The organism is Aminobacter ciceronei, from assembly GCF_014138625.1.
Lineage (GTDB): Bacteria > Pseudomonadota > Alphaproteobacteria > Rhizobiales > Rhizobiaceae > Aminobacter > Aminobacter ciceronei.
In genome coordinates this window covers 19,195-35,439 of the sequence record NZ_JACJHY010000029.1, presented here as the reverse complement: position 1 = coordinate 35,439, position 16,245 = coordinate 19,195, and the positions used below count along the sequence as shown (strand labels likewise).

Annotated in this window: 19 protein-coding genes; 16 read left to right on the top strand and 3 right to left on the bottom strand. The window is 63.9% G+C overall.

The genetic code is table 11. The features are described from left to right. Positions 1-21 precede the first annotated feature (21 nt). Entirely contained in the window at positions 22-750 is a 729-nt protein-coding gene (locus tag HNQ95_RS25050) for an HAD family hydrolase (protein WP_182575542.1), read from the top strand. Between the two features lie 53 nt (positions 751-803). Then, positions 804-1,265 (top strand): GNAT family N-acetyltransferase, encoded by a 462-nt coding sequence (locus HNQ95_RS25045; protein ID WP_182575541.1) that lies wholly within the window; start codon positions 804-806, stop codon positions 1,263-1,265. Between the two features lie 230 nt (positions 1,266-1,495). Here HNQ95_RS25045 and HNQ95_RS25040 read toward each other — a convergent pair whose 3' ends face one another. Beyond that, a complete protein-coding gene (locus HNQ95_RS25040; RefSeq protein ID WP_182575540.1) occupies positions 1,496-2,662 on the bottom strand; it encodes an Mrp/NBP35 family ATP-binding protein in 1,167 nt (388 codons plus the stop codon). Positions 2,663-2,873: 211 nt separating this feature from the next. Between HNQ95_RS25040 and HNQ95_RS25035 the strand changes: the two genes are divergently transcribed. From HNQ95_RS25035 to HNQ95_RS24970, 14 genes are all read left to right on the top strand, one after another. Further along, on the top strand, positions 2,874-3,287 hold the full coding sequence (locus tag HNQ95_RS25035; protein ID WP_067965541.1) for a VOC family protein: 414 nt from the start codon (positions 2,874-2,876) through the stop codon (positions 3,285-3,287). A gap of 33 nt (positions 3,288-3,320) precedes the next feature. Beyond that, complete coding sequence (locus HNQ95_RS25030) at positions 3,321-3,728, top strand: DoxX family protein (RefSeq protein ID WP_067965544.1); 408 nt, start codon at positions 3,321-3,323, stop codon at positions 3,726-3,728. A 24-nt stretch (positions 3,729-3,752) separates the two neighbouring features. Then, positions 3,753-4,304 carry an SRPBCC family protein gene (locus tag HNQ95_RS25025; RefSeq protein WP_182575539.1) on the top strand — a complete coding sequence of 184 codons (552 nt, stop codon included), beginning with the start codon at positions 3,753-3,755 and terminating at the stop codon, positions 4,302-4,304. 101 nt (positions 4,305-4,405) lie between these two features. Next, the gene (locus HNQ95_RS25020; RefSeq protein WP_067965548.1) at positions 4,406-4,783 is read left to right on the top strand and encodes a VOC family protein; all 378 of its coding nucleotides are present in this window, start codon (positions 4,406-4,408) and stop codon (positions 4,781-4,783) included. A gap of 63 nt (positions 4,784-4,846) precedes the next feature. Next, the gene (locus tag HNQ95_RS25015) at positions 4,847-5,746 is read left to right on the top strand and encodes a LysR family transcriptional regulator (RefSeq protein WP_067965550.1); all 900 of its coding nucleotides are present in this window, start codon (positions 4,847-4,849) and stop codon (positions 5,744-5,746) included. A 141-nt stretch (positions 5,747-5,887) separates the two neighbouring features. Next, a complete protein-coding gene (locus HNQ95_RS25010; protein WP_067965552.1) occupies positions 5,888-6,367 on the top strand; it encodes a formate dehydrogenase subunit gamma in 480 nt (159 codons plus the stop codon). After that, complete coding sequence (locus HNQ95_RS25005) at positions 6,364-7,920, top strand: formate dehydrogenase beta subunit (protein ID WP_154386883.1); 1,557 nt, start codon at positions 6,364-6,366, stop codon at positions 7,918-7,920. The genes HNQ95_RS25010 and HNQ95_RS25005 overlap by 4 nt, the downstream gene beginning before the upstream one ends. Before the next feature lie 11 nt (positions 7,921-7,931). Beyond that, positions 7,932-10,811: a formate dehydrogenase subunit alpha gene (gene fdhF / locus HNQ95_RS25000; RefSeq protein WP_154386882.1), complete on the top strand. Its 2,880-nt coding sequence runs from the start codon at positions 7,932-7,934 to the stop codon at positions 10,809-10,811. 7 nt (positions 10,812-10,818) lie between these two features. Then, positions 10,819-11,646 carry a formate dehydrogenase accessory sulfurtransferase FdhD gene (fdhD, locus tag HNQ95_RS24995; protein WP_182575538.1) on the top strand — a complete coding sequence of 276 codons (828 nt, stop codon included), beginning with the start codon at positions 10,819-10,821 and terminating at the stop codon, positions 11,644-11,646. A 10-nt stretch (positions 11,647-11,656) separates the two neighbouring features. After that, entirely contained in the window at positions 11,657-11,887 is a 231-nt protein-coding gene (locus HNQ95_RS24990) for a formate dehydrogenase subunit delta (RefSeq protein ID WP_067965560.1), read from the top strand. A gap of 87 nt (positions 11,888-11,974) precedes the next feature. After that, positions 11,975-13,540: an alpha/beta fold hydrolase gene (locus HNQ95_RS24985; protein WP_154386881.1), complete on the top strand. Its 1,566-nt coding sequence runs from the start codon at positions 11,975-11,977 to the stop codon at positions 13,538-13,540. 104 nt (positions 13,541-13,644) lie between these two features. Further along, positions 13,645-14,121, top strand: coding sequence for a carboxymuconolactone decarboxylase family protein (locus HNQ95_RS24980; RefSeq protein WP_067967121.1), 477 nt, complete (start codon positions 13,645-13,647; stop codon positions 14,119-14,121). Between the two features lie 70 nt (positions 14,122-14,191). Next, positions 14,192-14,554, top strand: a complete 363-nt coding sequence (locus HNQ95_RS24975) for a nuclear transport factor 2 family protein (RefSeq protein ID WP_067965564.1) — start codon at positions 14,192-14,194, stop codon at positions 14,552-14,554. A 42-nt stretch (positions 14,555-14,596) separates the two neighbouring features. Beyond that, on the top strand, positions 14,597-14,914 hold the full coding sequence (locus HNQ95_RS24970; RefSeq protein WP_067965566.1) for a hypothetical protein: 318 nt from the start codon (positions 14,597-14,599) through the stop codon (positions 14,912-14,914). 64 nt (positions 14,915-14,978) lie between these two features. On the opposite strand, the gene HNQ95_RS24965 is transcribed toward HNQ95_RS24970, so the two are convergent. Both HNQ95_RS24965 and HNQ95_RS24960 read right to left on the bottom strand, forming a co-directional pair. Further along, entirely contained in the window at positions 14,979-15,596 is a 618-nt protein-coding gene (locus tag HNQ95_RS24965) for a DedA family protein (RefSeq protein ID WP_182575537.1), read from the bottom strand. Then, positions 15,593-16,162 carry a class I SAM-dependent methyltransferase gene (locus HNQ95_RS24960; RefSeq protein ID WP_246719271.1) on the bottom strand — a complete coding sequence of 190 codons (570 nt, stop codon included), beginning with the start codon at positions 16,160-16,162 and terminating at the stop codon, positions 15,593-15,595. The genes HNQ95_RS24965 and HNQ95_RS24960 overlap by 4 nt, the downstream gene beginning before the upstream one ends. Between the last annotated feature and the right edge of the window lie 83 nt (positions 16,163-16,245).

Genomic DNA, 16,245 nt, shown 5'->3' with positions numbered 1-16,245 from the left:
TTCGGCCTTCCGCCGGGGCGCATGGTCGGAGGAGTGAGTGATTTGAGGGGCATCAAGGGCATACTTTTCGACAAGGACGGGACCCTTGTCGATTTCCAGGCGACGTGGTTCGCCATCGGCGAAATGATGGCGCTGAAGGCGGCGGATGGCGACCAGGCGCAGGCAACCGCGCTGATGGAAGCAGCCGGCTACGATTTCAGCGCCCATTGCTTCAAGGCCGATTCGGTTTTTGCCGCCGGCACCAACGCCGATATCGTCGCGCTCTGGTATCCCGGCGCGACCGACAGCGAGCGCTCTGACCTGATCAGGATGTTCGACCAGGTATCGGCCGAGCAGGGCTCGGCCAAGGCCGTGCCGCTGCCGGGCAGCAAGGATGCGCTGGCGAGCCTGCACAGCGCCGGCTTCCGCCTCGGCGTCGCCACCAACGATTCGACCGGCGGCGCGGAGAAGACGCTGCTGTCGCTCGGCATCGCCCAGCTGTTCGACGCGGCCTATGGCTACGACGCCGTCGCCAACCCCAAGCCGGCGCCCGATGCGATCCATGCCTTTTCCGACCTCACCGGCCTCAAGCCGAAGGAGATCGCCATGGTCGGCGACAATCGTCACGACCTCGAGATGGCCAAGGCTGGCGGCGCCCTGGCCATCGCCGTGCTGTCGGGCACCGGCACGCGGGAATCGCTGACGCCGATGGCCGACGTGGTGCTCGATTCGATCGCCGACCTGCCCGCCTATCTGGCACGCGAGGCCTGAGCGGGGCCCATCGGCAACACCCGCAGGCATCCAGCCACTCCGAAGGAAAACCCATGGCCGACGAGCTGACCATCCGCCGGGCGACCCGCGAGGATCTGCCCGAACTGGTGCAGCTCTATCGTCATCTCGTGCCTGACGAGCCAGTCAGCACCGGACATGCGGAAGAGATCTGGGAGCGGTTCTCGCATTACGGGCCGAGCGGCATCTTGCTCGGCCTGATCGACGGAAGGCAGGTGGCGACCTGCACGCTTGTGCTGGTGCCCAACTTCGTCCGCGGCGGCGCCAACTATGCGCTGATCGAGAATGTGGTGACCCATGCCGACTTCCGCGGCCGGGGCCATGGCAAGGCAGTGCTGCTCACGGCCGTCGAGGAGGCGTGGTCGCTCCGCTGCTACAAGGTGATGTTACTGACCAGCTCGAAGGAGCCGGCGACGCTGGGTTTTTACCGCAACGCCGGGTTCCAGACGACCAAGACGGGGTTTGAGATGAGGCGTATACCGTCGCGGGTGGGGTGAGGCGGAACTCGGTCGGGTAGCGATCTTTCGCACCCCTCGCTTTCCTGCCGGACATCTCCCCCGCAAGGGGGAAGATCAGCCGTCAAATCGACTTTCGCCAATCACCAGCGTTGCAGGATGTGCTGCGGCGTCCGAGCTGCCAATCTCCCCCCTTGCGGGGGAGATGTCCGGCAGGACAGAGAGGGGTGCGAAGGATGAGACAGTAGTCTCACGAGCCTCCTAACCCTCGCCTATTCGAACACGATCGTCGGCGTCGCCGCTTCGGCGGCACCCTTTTCCTCCCGCAGCCGCTCCCAGACCTTGGCGGCGATGTCGCGATAGGTTTGCGCCTGAACGCTGTCGGGTTTGGCGACGGTGACTGGCGTGCCGGCGTCGGAGCTCTCGCGGATGCCCATTTCCAGCGGCACTTCGCCGAGGAAAGTGACGCCGAGGCGCTCGGCCTCACGCTTGGCTCCGCCATGGCCGAAGATGTCGTAGCGCTTGCCGGTGTCGGGAGCGATGAAATAGCTCATGTTCTCGACGATGCCGAGCAGCGGCACGTCGACCTTCTTGAACATGTTCAGACCCTTGCGCGCGTCGATCAGTGCCAGATCCTGCGGCGTCGAGACGATGACGGCACCCGCCAGCGGCACCTGCTGGGCCATGGTCAGCTGGGCATCGCCGGTGCCGGGCGGCATGTCGACGACGAGCACGTCAAGTGGACCCCATTCGACCTCGCGCAGCATCTGGGTCAGCGCCGACATGACCATCGGGCCGCGCCAGATCATCGGCGTTTCCTCGTCGACGAGGAAGCCCATCGACATGACCTTGAGGCCATAATTTTGCATCGGCTTGAGGATCTTGCCGTCGACAGTTTCCGGGCGGCCATGGATGCCAAGCAGCTTGGGCATTGACGGGCCGTAGATGTCGGCATCAAGCACGCCGACCTTGAGGCCGTTGGCAGCGAGGCCAAGCGCAATGTTGACGGCAGTCGTCGACTTGCCGACGCCGCCCTTGCCGGAAGCAACGGCGATGATCGAGGCGATGCCAGGAACTCCGCGCTTGCCCTGCGTCTGCGAAGCCGGTGCGTGCGGAGCAGGCCGTGCCGCCGGTGCGGGCGTCGGACGAGGTGCTGGCTTCTGCGGCACCGGCGCTTCCATGCCGCCGCCCTTTTTCTCTGCGGTCAGGGCGACGACGGCGCCGTTGACGCCCGGGATCGCCTTGACGACGCGTTCGGCCGCGGCACGCAGCGGCTCCATCTCCTGGGCGCGGGCGGCCGGCACGGTGATCGAGAAGAACACCTTGCCGTCGGCGATGAAGATGTCGGAAACCAATCCGAGATCGACGATGTTGCCTGAGAAATCCGGGCCATTGACCGTCTTGAGACGCTCGACAACGATTTCCTTGGTGACTGTCATGTGACGAACCTGCTGCTCTGTGTCGAGCCTGAGATAATGCAGTTTGGCGGAAGAACCAAGCTACCCGAAATGGCAGCCGGATCCTGACCGCTGGCAAGTGCCTGATCCGGCGCCGTGTTACACCGGCAAAGAAACTTCAGCAGGGATGTAGGATCAGCGCTGCCTGCTGCGTCCTTGGGGCATACGGAGAGCAATCACCCGGAGAGCCGTGATGAAATTCGTCAATTACCTCTTCTTCAACGGCAATTGCCGTGAGGCTTTCGAGTTCTACGCCGACGTGTTCGACGGACAGGTCGTCGGCCTGGTGACCTATCGTGACGAACCCGGCGAGAGCAGCATGCCTGCGGACTGGCAGGACAAGGTGATGAACGTGCAACTGTCGATCGGTGACCAGTCGCTGATGGCGTCGGACTCGCCGCCACAATATGCGAGCGAAATGGGCGGATTCTCGATCTCGGTCGACCTCGGCGACCTTGCCCGCGCCGAGCGCATCTTCGCAGCCCTTGCCGACGGCGGAACTGTCACCATGCCGTTTGCCCCGACCTTCTGGGCCAAGGGGTTCGGCATGCTGAAGGACAAGTTCGGAACACCCTGGATGATCAGCAGCGGCAACGCTGGCGAATAATTTCAAACTAGCGGCATTACGAGGAAACTGACAATGAATACTGCAGTTGCAACGCCCGCAATTTCCAATGGCGTCCTGTGGACCGGACGCGTTCTCAGCGGCCTGGTCATCGCCTTCCTTTTGTTTGACGGCGCAATCAAGCTGGTGCCGCTGCAGGTCGTGCACGACACCATGGCGACGCTCGGCCTGCCTTCGGAGCTCGCACGCACACTCGGCGTGCTGACCCTGGCCTGCACGATCCTCTACGCCTGGCCACGCACTGCGATCCTCGGCGCGATCCTTCTGACCGGCTATCTCGGCGGCGCCATCGCCATCCACCTGCGCATCGGCAATCCGATGCTTTCGCACACCTTGTTCGGCGTCTATCTCGGGCTGATGGCCTGGGGCGGGCTGTATCTGCGCGATCCGCGTCTGCAGGCGCTGATCCCATTCCGCCGCTGAACCAGCCATACCCAGGAGACGACAATGCAGGTTCTTGCCATCATCCTCGGGCTGCTCGTGCTCGCGATCCTCATCATCCTGGCGATCGCCGCGACCAAACCCGCTATCTTCTCGATCCAGCGTACGACCGATGTCGACGCAGACCCTGATACCATCTTTTCGCTGATCAATGACTTCCACAATTGGCGCGACTGGTCGCCATGGGAGGCGCTCGACCCCGACCTCAAGCGCAAGATGAGCGGTGCGAGCACCGGCCGCGGCGCGGTCTACGAATGGGACGGTAACAAGAAGGTCGGCAGCGGCCGGATGGAGATCACCGAAGCTGTGGCACCGAACAAGGTTGTCATCAAGCTCGACTTCCTGAAGCCGTTCGAAGCGCACAATGAGGCCCGCTTCACCATGGAACCGAGGGCCGGAAAGACGCGCCTGAACTGGGAAATGACCGGTCCGTCACCGTTCATGTCCAAGGTGATGCAGGTGTTCATGAACTTCGACAAAATGGTCGGCAAAGACTTCGAAAAGGGCCTCGCGAGCATCAAGGCGATCGCCGAACGGAAACGCCTTGCCAGCTCGTGAGTTTACCAGTCTCAGCACAGCAAGACCTGCCGCCCAACCGGGTGGCACTATATTCAACCGGGGCTTTACCCCAATGCGGGGGCAACAGAGAGGAGACTGACATGCTTGGTCAAATCAATGCCGTTGCCAATGTGGCCGTCAGGGATCTCGGACGCGCCAGGGCCTTCTACGAAAAGACGCTCGGTCTCAGCGAGGTCGAGCACATGGGCGACGAGGTGTCGGTGCTGAAGAGCGGCGACACTGTGATCAACGTCTACCGCTCGGACTATGCCGGAACCAACAAGGCGACCTCGGTCACCTGGGCCGTCGGCGACCGGATCGACGGCCTCGTCGATGAGCTGAGGTCGAAGGGCGTGGCGTTCGAGCACTACGACATGCCCGATGTCAGGCTCGAAGGCGACGTCCATGTCTTCGGCGACTTGCGGGTTGCCTGGTTCAAGGATCCCGACGGCAACATCCTCAACCTGATCAACCAGTGATTTTGATGCGGTAGTCCCTTGTGAAGACTGGCTAATTCGACCGACGCCGGATAGTTTTCCGGCATGATCGACAAGCTTGAGTTCTTCATCGCGCTCGCAAGGGAGCAACATTTCGGGCGCGCCGCCGAGGAATGCGGCGTCACCCAGCCGACGCTGTCGGCCGGCATCAAGCAGCTCGAGGACATCCTTGGCGTGATGCTGGTGCAGCGCGGCTCGCGCTTTCAGGGGCTGACGCCCGAGGGACGGCAGGTGCTGGACTGGGCGCGGCGCATCGTCGGCGACACTCGCGCCATGCGCGAGGAGATGCGTGCGGCTCGGCACGGCCTGTCCGGCCGAATCCGCATTGCCGCCATCCCGACAGCCCTCGCCATGGTGCCGAGGCTGACGACGCCGTTCCGCGACAAGCACCCCGGCGTCACCTTCTCGATCCTCTCGCGCACCTCGATCGAGGTTCTGTCGCTGCTCGGCAATTTCGAGATCGACGCGGGAATCACCTATCTCGACAACGAGCCGCTCGGCCGGGTGACCAGCGTGCCGCTCTATGCAGAGCGCTACCAGCTGATCACGGCGGCGGGGAACGAATATTCCGATCGTGACAAGGTGACATGGGAAGAGGTCAGCACGCTGCCGCTGTGCCTGCTCACCCCCGACATGCAGAACCGCCGCATCATCGACCAGCACCTGGCAGATGCCGGCGTTCAGGTGCGGCCGACGCTGGAATCGAACTCGATGATCGTGCTTTTCTCGCACATCAGGACCGGCAAATGGTCGTCGATCATGCCGCTCAACCTCGCGGAAACGTTCGGTTTTGCCGAACCGATCCGTGCAATACCGATCGTCGAGCCCGATGCCAGCCACACGGTCGGACTGGTGGTCGCCAAGCGCGATCCGAACACCACGCTGGTGCAGGCGCTGCTTGACGAAGCCATGGCGCTGGCAGGCGATTTCCGCCGCAGGTCCTGACCTACACTACCCCCTGCTTTCGTCCACTCGATAGAAAATTTTTATCATACGACGAAACAGCTTTATTGATTCCGGCCCCTTGGATCGGTTCAATAGACATACTGCGCCAAGGGAACGGCGCGAAGTCAGGGAGGGCGCTGCGTGGTCATGCAGCCAGCAAGTACCGAACTCGCCGAGCGAACCGCTGCGGTGATAAGCGAATTGAAGAACCTCGAGGGTCCGCTGATCCCGATCCTTCATGGTGTCCAGGAAGAGTTTGGCTATGTTCCGCAGGAAACCCTGCCGATCATCGCCGAGGCACTGAACCTGTCGCGTGCCGAAGTGCACGGCGTCTTCACCTTCTATCACGATTTCCGCCACCACCCGGCCGGCCGGCACGTGCTCAAGGTCTGCCAGGCCGAAGCCTGCCAGTCGATGGGCAGCGACGCGATCGCCGCCCAGATCAAGCAGAAGCTCGGCATCGGTTTCCACGAGACGAGCAAGGATGGCGCAGTGACGCTGGAGCCGATCTATTGCCTCGGCCTGTGCGCCTGTGCTCCTGCCGCGATGCTCGACGGCGAAGTGATCGGCCGTCTCGACGCCGACAAGATCGATGAAATCGCCGAGGAGATCCGCTCATGAGCGTGACGATCTACATTCCCGGCGATTCGGGTTCACTGTCGCTCGGCGCCGAAAAGGTCGCCAAGGCGGTCGAGAAAGAAATTGCTGCACGCGGCATCGACGCCAGGATCGTGCGTAACGGTTCGCGCGGCCTGTACTGGCTCGAGCCGATGGTTGAAGTAAGGACCGAAGCCGGTCGCGTTGCCTACGGCCCGGTCTCTGCCAAGGACGTCGCTTCGCTGTTCGACGCCGGCCTGACCAATGGCGGCCAGCACAAGCTGTCGCTCGGCGATCCGGAAAAGCTGCCATTTGTCGCCAAGCAGACGCGCCTGACCTTCGCCCGCTGCGGCATCACCGACCCGATTTCGCTGGAAGATTACGAAGCTCATGGCGGCCTTGCCGGCCTGCGCAAGGCCGTGTCAATGGCGCCGGCCGACATCGTCAAGCAAGTGACCGAGTCCGGCCTGCGCGGCCGCGGTGGCGCCGGCTTCCCGACCGGCATCAAGTGGAAGACCGTTCTCGATACCGCGGCCGATCAGAAGTACATCGTCTGCAATGCCGACGAAGGCGACTCGGCGACCTTCGCCGACCGCATGATCATGGAAGGCGACCCGTTCGTGCTGATCGAGGGCATGGCGATCGCCGGCCTCGCCACCCACGCCACCAAGGGTTACGTCTACATCCGCTCCGAATATCCTCACGCCATCGCCGTGATGGACAAGGCGGTGAAAGTTGCCCGTCGCGCCGGCGTGCTCGGCAAGAGCGTGCTTGGATCCTCCCAGGGCTTCGACATCGAAATCCGCTCGGGCGCCGGCGCCTATGTCTGCGGCGAGGAAACCTCGCTGCTCAACAGCCTCGAAGGCAAGCGCGGCGTGGTCCGTGCCAAGCCGCCGCTGCCGGCGATCCAGGGCCTGTTCGGCAAGCCGACAGTCATCAACAACGTGATTTCGCTCGCCTCGGTGCCGATCGTGATGGACAAGGGCGCGCAGTATTACAAGGACTTCGGTATGGGCCGCTCGCGCGGCACCATCCCGATCCAGATCGCCGGCAACGTCAAGCATGGCGGCCTGTTCGAGGTTGCCTTCGGCCTGACGCTGGGCGAGATCGTCGACGAGATCGGCGGCGGCACGGCGACCGGTCGTCCGGTCAAGGCGGTGCAGGTCGGCGGCCCGCTCGGCGCCTACTTCCCGCGCGCTCTGTTCGACACGCCATTCGACTATGAGGAGTTCGCCAAACGTGACGGCCTGATCGGTCATGCCGGCATCACCGTGTTCGACGACAGCGCCGACATGCTGAAGCAGGCACGCTTCGCCATGGAATTCTGCGCCATCGAAAGCTGCGGCAAGTGCACGCCCTGCCGCATCGGCTCGACGCGCGGTGTCGAAACGCTCGACAAGCTCAAGCAGAACATCGAGCCGGAAAAGCAGCTCGCGCTGGTGACCGACCTCTGCAACACGATGAAGTTTGGATCCCTTTGCGCTCTCGGCGGTTTTACTCCGTACCCTGTCATGAGCGCCATCCACCATTTCCCCGAAGACTTCCGGCCGGCAGCGGTCGCCCAGGCAGCGGAATAGGAGACGACATCATGGGTCTCATTCACGAAATCGACTTCGGCACCCCTGCCTCCAAGTCCGAAAAGCAAGTCACGCTGACCGTCGACGGCTTCGAGGTCACCGTGCCCGAAGGCACCTCGATCATGCGCGCTTCGATGGAAGCGGGCATCGCCATCCCGAAGCTCTGCGCCACCGACATGGTCGACGCCTTCGGCTCCTGCCGCCTCTGCCTGGTCGAGATCGAAGGCCGCAACGGCACGCCGTCGTCCTGCACGACGCCTGTCATGCCCGGCATGGTCGTGCATACCCAGACCGGCCGCCTCAAGGACATCCGCAAGGGCGTGATGGAGCTCTACATCTCCGATCACCCGCTCGACTGCCTGACCTGTGCCGCCAATGGCGACTGCGAATTGCAGGACATGGCGGGTGCCGTCGGCCTGCGCGACGTGCGCTACGGCTATGAAGGCGACAACCATGTTCGCGCCAAGAATGACGGCGTCGCAAACTTCAAGTGGATGGCCAAGGACGAGTCCAACCCGTATTTCACCTACGACCCGTCCAAATGCATCGTCTGCTCGCGCTGCGTGCGGGCCTGCGAAGAGGTGCAGGGCACGTTTGCGCTGACCATCGAAGGCCGCGGCTTCGGCAGCCGTGTCTCGCCCGGCGCGCATGAACTGTTCCTCGACAGCGAGTGCGTTTCCTGCGGCGCCTGCGTGCAGGCCTGCCCGACGGCGACGCTGACGGAAAAGTCTGTGATCGAGATCGGCCAGCCCGAGCACTCGGTCGTCACCACCTGCGCCTATTGCGGTGTCGGCTGCTCGTTCAAGGCAGAGATGCGCGGCGACGAGCTCGTGCGCATGGTGCCGTGGAAGGACGGCAAGGCCAACCGTGGCCACTCCTGCGTCAAGGGCCGCTTCGCTTATGGTTATGCCACGCACAAGGAGCGCATCCTCAACCCGATGATCCGCGACAAGATCACCGATCCGTGGCGTGAAGTGTCGTGGGAAGAGGCGCTGACACACACGGCCAAGGAATTCCGCCGCATCCAGTATCAGTACGGCCGCGGCGCCATCGGCGGCATCACCTCGTCGCGCTGCACCAATGAGGAAACCTTCCTCGTGCAGAAGCTGATCCGCCAGGGCTTTGGCAACAACAACGTCGACACCTGCGCCCGCGTTTGCCACTCGCCGACCGGCTACGGCCTCGGCCAGACCTATGGCACGTCGGCCGGTACACAGGACTTCGACTCGGTCGAGGACACCGATGTCGCGCTGATCATCGGCGCCAACCCTGCCTCGGCCCACCCGGTGTTTGCTTCGCGCCTGAAGAAGCGCCTGCGCGCCGGCGCCAAGCTTATCGTCATCGATCCGCGCCGCACCGAAATGGTGAAGTCGGCCCATATCGAGGCCGAGCATCATCTGGCGCTGAAGCCGGGCACCAACGTCGCCGTGGTTACCGCGATCGCGCATGTCATCGTCACCGAAGGCCTGTTTGACGAGAAGTTCATCCGCGAGCGCTGCGACTGGTCGGAATTCCAGGATTATGCCGAGTTCGTCTCGGATCCGCGCCACAGCCCCGAGGAAGTCGAGAAGCTGTCGGGCGTTCCGGCCGAGACCATCCGCGGTGCGGCCCGCCTCTACGCCACCGGCGGCAACGGCGCGATCTATTACGGCCTCGGCGTCACCGAGCATAGCCAGGGTTCGACGACCGTCATCGGCATCGCCAACCTCGCCATGCTGACCGGCAATATCGGCCGCAGAGGCGTCGGCGTGAACCCACTGCGCGGCCAGAACAACGTTCAGGGCGCCTGCGACATGGGCTCGTTCCCGCACGAACTGCCGGGCTACCGCCACATCTCGGGCGACGCGGTGCGTGACATCTATGACAGCCTGTGGGGCGTCAAGCTCGACAACGAGCCCGGTCTGCGCATCCCCAACATGCTGGATGCCGCCGTCGACGGCACCTTCAAGGGCATCTACATCCAGGGCGAAGACATCCTGCAGTCGGACCCCGACACCAAGCACGTGTCGGCCGGCCTGGAAGCCATGGAATGCGTCGTTGTGCAGGATCTGTTCCTCAACGAGACCGCCAACTACGCCCACGTGTTCCTGCCCGGTTCGACCTTCCTCGAGAAGGACGGCACCTTCACCAACGCCGAGCGCCGCATCAACCGCGTGCGCAAGGTGATGGCACCGAAGAACGGCCTCGCCGACTGGGAAGTGACGCAGCGCCTCGCTCAGGCGATGGGCCTGAACTGGAACTACCAGCACCCGTCCGAGATCATGGACGAGGTGGCCAAGACGACGCCGAGCTTCGCCAACGTCTCCTACGAGTTCCTGGAGAAGATGGGCTCGGTGCAGTGGCCGTGCAACGACAAGGCGCCGGAAGGCACGCCGATCATGCACATCGACGGCTTCGTCCGCGGCAAGGGCAAGTTTATCCGCACCGAGTATGTCGCGACCGACGAAAAGACCGGCCCGCGTTTCCCGCTGCTTTTGACCACCGGCAGAATCCTCAGCCAGTACAATGTCGGCGCGCAGACACGGCGCACCGAAAACGTTGCCTGGCACGCCGAGGACCTGCTGGAAATCCATCCGCACGACGCCGAACAGCGCGGCCTGCGCGACGGCGACTGGGTCAGGCTGCAGAGCCGTGCCGGAGAAACGACGCTGCGTGCGACGATTACCGACAAGGTGTCGCCTGGCGTGGTCTACACCACCTTCCACCACCCCGACACGCAGGCCAACGTCATCACCACCGACTTCTCGGACTGGGCAACCAATTGTCCGGAATACAAGGTAACGGCGGTTCAGGTCGGCGCCTCCAACGGTCCGTCGGATTGGCAGAAGGACTACAACGAGCAGGCCCAGCAGAGCCGCCGCATCGCCGGCCATCTGGAAGCGGCGGAGTAGCCTTGCGGTGACCGACCGCCCCGCCATCACCCAGACCAGCCGTCTCGCCCGCCGGGCGAGCGGCATCACGGTGGCCAACCGCATGGTGCCGGAGGAGACGCCGGTGGCGCTGTCCTATGGCGGCACCACCCATGCGGTGATGATGGCGAGCCCAGCCGACTTCGAGGATTTCGCGCTCGGTTTCTCGCTGACCGAAGGCATCATCGGCTCGGTCAAGGAGATCGAAACGATCGAAGTGCTCGATGTCGAGGCCGGCATCGACATCCAGATCAGGCTCAAGGACAAGGCCAACAAGCGCTTCGAGCAACGCCGCCGCCGGCTTGCCGGCCCGGTCGGATGCGGCCTTTGCGGCATCGAATCGATCGAGGAGGCGATGCGTTCGGTCGACGACGTCCACACATCGTCATCAGGGCTTTCCGCCGACGACATCGTGCAGGCGGTGAAGCTGCTGTCCAAGGTACAGCCGCTGCATGCCGAGACAGGCGCGGTGCACGCCGCCGGTTTCTACGTGCCCGGCAAGGGCATCGTGGCAGCACGCGAGGACGTCGGCCGCCACAATGCGCTCGACAAGCTTGCGGGTGCGCTGAACAAAGCCGGCATCAGCGGCGGTACGGGCGCCGTGGTGGTGACCAGCCGCGTGTCGGTGGAAATGGTGCAGAAGACGGCAGCCATCGGGGCGCCCTTCATCATCGCCGTTTCGGCACCGACGGCACTCGCCATCCGCACCGCCGAACAGGCCGGCATGACGCTGATCGCACTGGTGCGCGGCGACGATTTCGACATCTTCACCCATCCAGACCGCGTAACCACCGGAGCCGCCAAAAATGTCGCATGAAGAGCACAGGATGGGGACGAAGGAAAAGCTCGTCTACATGGCGAACCAGATCGCGACATTCTTCGAGTCCAAGCCCCATGACGAGGGTGTTGCAGGCGTCGCCAAGCACATCAATGACTTCTGGGATCCGCGGATGCGGCGCCAGTTCTTCGAGATGTTCGACGAAGGCGGCAAGGGCATGAAGCCGCTGGTCATCGACGCCGCCGCCAAGATCCGGCGCCCCAGGCAGGACGCAGCCTAAAGCAGGCCCTGGGGCCGGCGAAGGCCCCTCACCTTCCCGCCGGAAACCTGCTAATCTTAGCCAGACCTAATGCAATTTGCAGGCGGAATGGCTGTGGCAAGGCCGATCGCTACTCGATATGCGCGCAGCGGTGACGTCCAGATCGCCTATCAGGTGGTTGGCCAGGGTTCGCTCGACCTCGTCTTCGTTCCCGGTTTCATCTCCAATCTCGACCTGCACTGGGAAGACGAAGGCTACAGCCGGCTACTGTCGCGCCTCTCGGCCTTCTCGCGCCTGATCCTGTTCGACAAGCGCGGCACCGGGCTTTCCGACCGCGTCGACGCGAATGCGCTGCCCAGCCTCGAAACGCGGATGGACGACGTGCGCGCGGTGATGGATGCCGCGGGATCGAGCCGTGCGGCGATCCTCGGCGCCTCCGAGGGCGCGCCGATGGCGATCCTGTTTGCCGCGACCTATCCCGAACGGACCCGCTCGCTGGTGCTCTATGCCGGTTATGCCCATTTCCACAAATGGGTAATGGACCCGGAGCGGCTGCAGACATTCATCGACGCGGCCGAGACCAACTGGGGCACCGGCGCCACGCTGCAGAACTTCGCCCCGGGCCGTCTCGACGACGCCCGCTTTGCCGCCTGGTGGGCGCGCTTCGAACGCTTGTCGGCGAGCCCGACGGCGGCCGCGGCACTGGCCCGGATGAACGCCGAGATCGACGTGCGCGGTGCGCTGGCCAGCATTCGGGCCCAGACGCTTCTGATCCACCGCCGCAACGATGCCCGTGTCGCCCCCGAGGCCAGCCGCTACCTCGCCCGCAACATTCCCGACGCGCAGCTCTGCGAGATTTCAGGGCGCGACCATCCGATCTGGACGGGCGACGTCAACCGTGTTGCCGACCTGATCGAGGAATTCCTGACCGGCACCCATGCCCCGCCGGATACCGACCGGGTGCTGGCGGCACTGCTGGTGACGCGCGTCTCTGATACAGCGCGGCTCGGCGACCGGATGTGGAGCGAACGCAGCCTGCGCTTCCAGGAAACGCTGCGCCTGCTTGTCGGCCGCCATGGCGGCCGCATCGCCGATCAATATGGCGACGTGGTGGTGTCCCGCTTTGACGGGCCGGCGCGCGCCATCAGATGTGCGGCTGCATTGCGCGACGCGGCTCAGGGCATCGGCATCGCCAGCGCCCAGGGCGTGCATGTCGGCGAGATCGACGCACGCGGGCCACCGTCAGGGCTGACAGTGCGTGTCGCCGTCAAGATTGCCGAACATGCCGGGCGCGGCGGCATCCTGGCATCACGGCTCGTCTCCGAAATCGCGACTGGCTCGGGCCTGCATTTCGTCGACGCCGGTCGCCTGGCGCTCGACGACCTGGAGGGACCGCTGGCGCTGGTCGAGGCGACGTCGGAGCAGCATCTCGAACCGGCGTGCCGCAGCCGCACGCCCGCCGCAGCCGAGCCTTCGGCCTTGACGGCGCGCGAAAACGAGGTCGTGGCGCTCATCGCCGACGGCAAGAGCAATGCCGCCATCGCCATCGAACTCAGCCTCAGCGAACACACGGTGAAACGCCATGTCGCCAACATCCTGACCAAGCTCGACCTGCCCTCGCGCGCGGCCGCGGCAGCATTCGCGGTGCGGCAGACTGGCCCGGACGGGCCATAGGACCAGTGGCCTTTTCGGGCGAAGCGGTGAAGCGGCGCCTGGGACTAAAGTTTTCCGATGCAGGCAGGCGGAGACAGCGCCTCGAAACTGCGAAGGAGGAAGACATGACCAAGGCAAGTGGAATGCTCACCACGCTGGCGATGGCGGCTGGCCTCGCCGTTCTGGCAGCTTCGAGCGCCGGCGCCGAAGACGCCTCTGCCGAGGCGACCTACAAGGACATCGAAGCCACGCTCGGTTCGGTGCCCAGCTTCTTCAAGGCATTCCCGGAAACGGGCATTGCCGGCGCCTGGGCCGAGTTCAAGGGCATCCAGCTCAATCCCAAGACCGAGCTGAACGGCAAGACCAAGGAGCTGCTCGGCCTCGCCGTCGCCGCCCAGATACCGTGCCAGTACTGCGTCTATTTCCACACTGCCGCGGCCAAGGCCAACGGCGCCACCGACGAAGAAATCCGCGAGGCGGTGGCGATGGCGGCCGTCGTCCGCCACTGGTCGACGGTGCTGAACGGCATGCAGGTCGACTACCCACAGTTCAAGCAGGAGGTCGACACGGCAATGGCCGCCGCCAAGGCGAAGTCGCAGTAGTTTTCGAGGTCCTCACAGGGACCGTCGCAACACAGGGCCGCCTCGGGAGGCCGGCCGACAGGAGGAAGAAATGCTTGCCACCAAGGAAGCCGTCACCGGTGCCTCGATCAAGAAGGCGATCGAAAGCCGCGACGGGCCGATGCTGTCCAGCTTCTACGCCGACGACGCGCTGGTGCGGGTCATCGACCGTAACAACCCGCCCAGCAAGCCGCGCGAAATCCGCGGCCGCGCGGCGATCACCACCTTCTGGGACGACATCTGCAGCCGCGCGATGAGCCATCGCGTCGACCTGACAATTGCGCAAGGCGACAACCTCGCCTTTTCGCAGGACTGCGCCTACCCGGACGGCACCAAAGTCTTCTGCGCTGCGATGCTGGAACTCAAGGACGGCAAGATCGCGCGGCAGACCGTGGTGCAGGCCTGGGACGAGTGATCGGATGCGGGCGAATGGTCGCCCGCCAGATGGGAGGAAGCCATGTTCGTCGCACGCTGGAAGATCGATGCCCGCTTCGGGCACAAGCAGAGCGCCATCGATCTGTTGCGCCAATGGGAACGGGAAATCGGTCCGCAGGCCGGAACCGACAAGATGGCCATGCAGATCCTGACCGGATCGATCGGCGCCAAGGAAGCCACAATCGAGGTCAACCACAACGTCGAAAGCCTGGCGCAGATCGAAGAGATGTTCGCCAAGCTGTCCAAGATCGATGCCCATGCACAATGGGGCAAGAAGCTCGAGCCCTTCGTCGTCTCAGGCTCGTCCTACTGGAACTTCTATCGCGTGATCCAGGGCTGAGGCAGCCACAACCCGATCAAAGGCAGTGCCCGGCGGCAGGTTGCCTGTTGCCGGGCACCGGCCGTCATGGGTGCGTCTCGCCCGAGGGACGGTCCTTGTCCTCCCCTCGCGCGCTGTGGCGCAGAGCTACGAGAAAGACGATCTCGGCGACGACGACGATGGCGATGATGCGAAAGCCGATGGTCACCGGATCGTGGTCGCTGTCGCGCATCATATAGCCGCCAATCAGGAAGGCAGCGTTCCAGATGCAGGCGCCGGTCATGGTGGCGATCGCGAAGGGCACGAGCGGTAGCCTGAGCACGCCTGCCTCGAGCGCGAGATAGGTCCGCGCCACCGGCACCAGCTGGGCGATCAGCGATGCGCGGAAGTTGTTGCGGCGATAAGCCACCGTCAGCCGCTGATAGGTGGCGTGCTTGAGGAAGATGTATTTGCCGAACCGTCGGACCGCTGCATCGGCGCGATCGGGCCCCAGCCAGTTGCCGCCGGTGTACCAGATCATCGATCCCAAGGTCGAACCGAAAGTCGTCGCAAACATCAACGGGACAAGTGTCGTAACGTCCGGTGCAGCCGTCATGCCGAGGAACAGCAGCAGCACATGCGATGGCGGAACAGGCGAGACCTTCTCGGTGAAGGCAAGACATGCCGCGCCGAGCAGGCCGAAGCCCAGGAAAGATGGAATCATGAAAAGCGCCAGTCGTAACTCTTTGCCGGCTTCATCCTTGTGATCCGATAAACAGCTGCCGGCGGCAGGTTGCGGAAGGTATGGCCAATGCGCGTCACTTCGAGATCGAGCCTGTCGAGAAGCGGCTGATCAATAGGACACCGGAAGCCGTATGTGAATAGGTACATCGCCCCCTCGGGCCGGAGATTGGCGAAAATACCTTCCAGGATGGAGAGCGTCTGGCGTGGCGGGATCGCCAGGAAGGGCAGGCCGCTGACAGCCGCGCCAGCGATCGGGCCGTCATAGATCGGCCGGTAGCGCAGATCGGCCGCATCCATTTCCAGCACCCGCGACTTGGGGAAGCGGCACCTGAGCAAATGAGCGAAATCGCTGTTGAATTCGATCAGCGTCATGTCGCTTTCTCTGACACCGCGCGCCAGCATGGCGCGGGTGAACGGGCCGGTGCCGACGCCGAGTTCGAGGACCGGTCCGGTCTCGGGGCCAAGCTCCCGGGTCATCAGCGTCGCCAGGCTGGAGCTGGACGGCGTTATCGAGGCGACCTTGAGTGGCGCGGTGGCCCATGCCATGAGAAAGGACAAAGTGTCATTTGCGGCCATTGCGAACCTCTTTCGAAATCGTCTGCCGGCGAATCGGTCGCCTGCCTTTAGCG

Coding starts and splice junctions, on each gene's coding strand:
- HNQ95_RS25050 (WP_182575542.1), top strand. CDS start 22: ATGGTCGGAGGAGTGAGTGATTTGAGGGGCATCAAGGGCATACTTTTC.
- HNQ95_RS25045 (WP_182575541.1), top strand. CDS start 804: ATGGCCGACGAGCTGACCATCCGCCGGGCGACCCGCGAGGATCTGCCC.
- HNQ95_RS25040 (WP_182575540.1), bottom strand. CDS start 2,662: ATGACAGTCACCAAGGAAATCGTTGTCGAGCGTCTCAAGACGGTCAAT.
- HNQ95_RS25035 (WP_067965541.1), top strand. CDS start 2,874: ATGAAATTCGTCAATTACCTCTTCTTCAACGGCAATTGCCGTGAGGCT.
- HNQ95_RS25030 (WP_067965544.1), top strand. CDS start 3,321: ATGAATACTGCAGTTGCAACGCCCGCAATTTCCAATGGCGTCCTGTGG.
- HNQ95_RS25025 (WP_182575539.1), top strand. CDS start 3,753: ATGCAGGTTCTTGCCATCATCCTCGGGCTGCTCGTGCTCGCGATCCTC.
- HNQ95_RS25020 (WP_067965548.1), top strand. CDS start 4,406: ATGCTTGGTCAAATCAATGCCGTTGCCAATGTGGCCGTCAGGGATCTC.
- HNQ95_RS25015 (WP_067965550.1), top strand. CDS start 4,847: ATGATCGACAAGCTTGAGTTCTTCATCGCGCTCGCAAGGGAGCAACAT.
- HNQ95_RS25005 (WP_154386883.1), top strand. CDS start 6,364: ATGAGCGTGACGATCTACATTCCCGGCGATTCGGGTTCACTGTCGCTC.
- fdhF (WP_154386882.1), top strand. CDS start 7,932: ATGGGTCTCATTCACGAAATCGACTTCGGCACCCCTGCCTCCAAGTCC.
- HNQ95_RS24990 (WP_067965560.1), top strand. CDS start 11,657: ATGGGGACGAAGGAAAAGCTCGTCTACATGGCGAACCAGATCGCGACA.
- HNQ95_RS24985 (WP_154386881.1), top strand. CDS start 11,975: ATGGCTGTGGCAAGGCCGATCGCTACTCGATATGCGCGCAGCGGTGAC.
- HNQ95_RS24980 (WP_067967121.1), top strand. CDS start 13,645: ATGACCAAGGCAAGTGGAATGCTCACCACGCTGGCGATGGCGGCTGGC.
- HNQ95_RS24975 (WP_067965564.1), top strand. CDS start 14,192: ATGCTTGCCACCAAGGAAGCCGTCACCGGTGCCTCGATCAAGAAGGCG.
- HNQ95_RS24970 (WP_067965566.1), top strand. CDS start 14,597: ATGTTCGTCGCACGCTGGAAGATCGATGCCCGCTTCGGGCACAAGCAG.
- HNQ95_RS24965 (WP_182575537.1), bottom strand. CDS start 15,596: ATGATTCCATCTTTCCTGGGCTTCGGCCTGCTCGGCGCGGCATGTCTT.
- HNQ95_RS24960 (WP_246719271.1), bottom strand. CDS start 16,162: ATGGCATGGGCCACCGCGCCACTCAAGGTCGCCTCGATAACGCCGTCC.